At 74.6% G+C, this 2,248-nt stretch carries 1 protein-coding gene; it reads right to left on the bottom strand.

Annotated elements, in window-relative coordinates; genetic code table 11:
• Positions 1–2,248: type I polyketide synthase (locus GT354_RS21540; protein WP_161357987.1), on the bottom strand; the 2,248-nt coding region annotated here is incomplete at both ends.

Genomic DNA, 2,248 nt, shown 5'->3' with positions numbered 1-2,248 from the left:
CACGAGTGCGCGCAGCAGCGGTGGCACCTCGCTTTTCTCGAACCGGCGCAGGTCCGGGCTCAGCGGCAGTACGACGGGGTGGGTCGCGGTCAGGGCCGCGTCGAACAGGGCCAGGCCGGCCGCGGTGTCGAGCGGGCGCAGCCCGCTGTGTTCGAGGCGGTCGCGATCGGCGCCGGTCAGGTGCGCGGTCGTCCCGGTCTCCTCGTCCCACAGTCCCCACGCCAGCGCCGTCGCGGGAAGCCCGGCGGCGCGGCGGTGCCCGGCGAACGCGTCGAGGAAGGTGTTGGCCGCCGCGTAGTTGGCCTGGCCGGCACCGCCGAACACGCCGGCCGCGCTGGAGAACAGGATGAACGCGGCGAGGTCTGCGGTCTGTTCGTGCAGGTTCAGCGTCCCCGAGACCTTGGCCCGCAGTACCGCGGCGACCTGCTCGTCGGTGAGGCCGGTGAGGGTGGCGTCGCCGAGTATCCCGGCGGTGTGCACGACGGCGCCGAGCGGGTGCTCCGCCGGTATCTCGCGCAAGGCGGCGGCGAGTTGCCCGGCGTCGGCGACATCGCAGGCCACCACGACGGGCCGCGCCCCCAGCGTGGTCAGCCGATCGGCCAGTGCGGTGGCGCGGGTGCGGCTGAGCAGCAACAGGTGCCGGACGCCGTGCCGGGTCACCAGATGCTGGGCGACATGCCCGGCCAGGCCGCCGCTCGCGCCGGTGACGATCACGGTTCGCTCGGCGTCGAACGGCGCCGGTCCCGGTGCCGAGGAGGCCGCACGGGCCAGCCTGGGGATCAGGACCCGACCCTCGCGTACCGCGATCTGTGGTTCGTGGGCGGCGAGCGCGAAGCCGACCGCGGCGGCGGCGTCGTGCAGCGCGCCGGCGGCGAGGTCGATCAGGGTGATCCGGCCCGGGTGTTCCGCCTGGGCGCTGCGACTCATGCCCCAGGACGGCGCGTGCACGAGATCCGCCGGGTGCTCCGGCTCGGTGGCGACGGCACTCGCCGTGACCACGACCAGCGGGATGTCCGCGGTGCGTTCGTCGGTCAGCCACCACCGCAGGGTTCGCAGGTGGTCGAGCAGCTCCGCGGACACGGCGGCGCCGACGTCGTCGTGACCGGTGCCCAGGCGTGGAACCAGGACCGCGTCGGGAGCGGTGGCACCGGAGCTCAGCGCGTGTGCGAACGCGGCCGCGTCGGGCCAGGTGCGCGTGGTGCTGCCGGCGCCCTCCAGGGCGGCGACGAGGCGGTCGTTACCGTCCTCGCCGTCCTCGCCGATGATGTCGTAGCGGGCGTTCGTCGGCGGGGCCGCGAGCGTGTCGATCGGCGTCCAGTCGAGCACGAACAGCGCGCCCTGCCCGGCCGGGTCCGGTTTCGCGGCGGGGCGCAGTCGTAGCTCGTCGACGACCGCGATCGCCGCACCGTTCGTGTCGGCGACGGCGACGGCGACGGTTTCGGCGTCGATCGCCGTCAGTCGTACCCGCAGTTCGGTGGCGCCGGCGGCGTACAGCGTGGCGCCGGTGAAGGAGAACGGCACCAGCACCGGACCGGACTCGTCGCGCTCCAGGGCCGGCGGATGCAGGGCGGCGTCGAGCAGGGCCGGGTGGAGACCGTAACGGCTGTCCCGGGTTCCCTCGGGCAGGGCGACTTCGGCGTAGGTGTGTCGGCCGTCGCGCCAGACGGCGCGGACGTTGCGAAACGTCGGTCCGTACTCCAAGCCGTGTTCGGCGAGCCGCGAGTACAGGCCGTCGATCACGACCGGCTCGGCACCCGGCGGAGGCCAGGCGGCGTCCGGCACAGGCCATGGGGCCGGATCCGCGGTCGTGGTGGCGCGCGGTGCCAGGACCGCGGTCGCGTGGTGGGTCCATTCCCGCCCGTCGGCGGCGGCGTGCACGACGACCTCCCGCGCTCCGTCCGCCCCCGGGGCGCCGACCACCACCCGGACCCGGGCGGCGCCCGATTCCGGAAGCAGGACCGGTGCGTGCAGCGTCAGTTCGGCCACCGTCGCGCCGTCGCCCGCCGCCCAGAGCAGTTCCGTGATCGCCGTGCCGGGAAGCAGGACCGTGCCGTCGATGGCGTGGTCGTCGAGCCACGGCTGAGTCCGCGGATCCAGGAGTCCGGTGTGCACGGTCGCGCCGTCGGGGAGGTCGACCATCGCGGTCAGGAGGGGATGGGCGGTGGGCCCTCGGCCGGAGCGGGCGGTGTCCGAGCTCCCGGCCGGGTTGAGCCAGTGGCGTTGGTGTTGGAAGGGGTAGGTGGGGAGG

The organism is Streptomyces sp. SID3343, from assembly GCF_009865215.1.
Taxonomy (GTDB): Bacteria; Actinomycetota; Actinomycetes; order Streptomycetales; family Streptomycetaceae; genus Embleya.
This window is presented reverse-complemented; position numbering and strand designations above follow the sequence as displayed.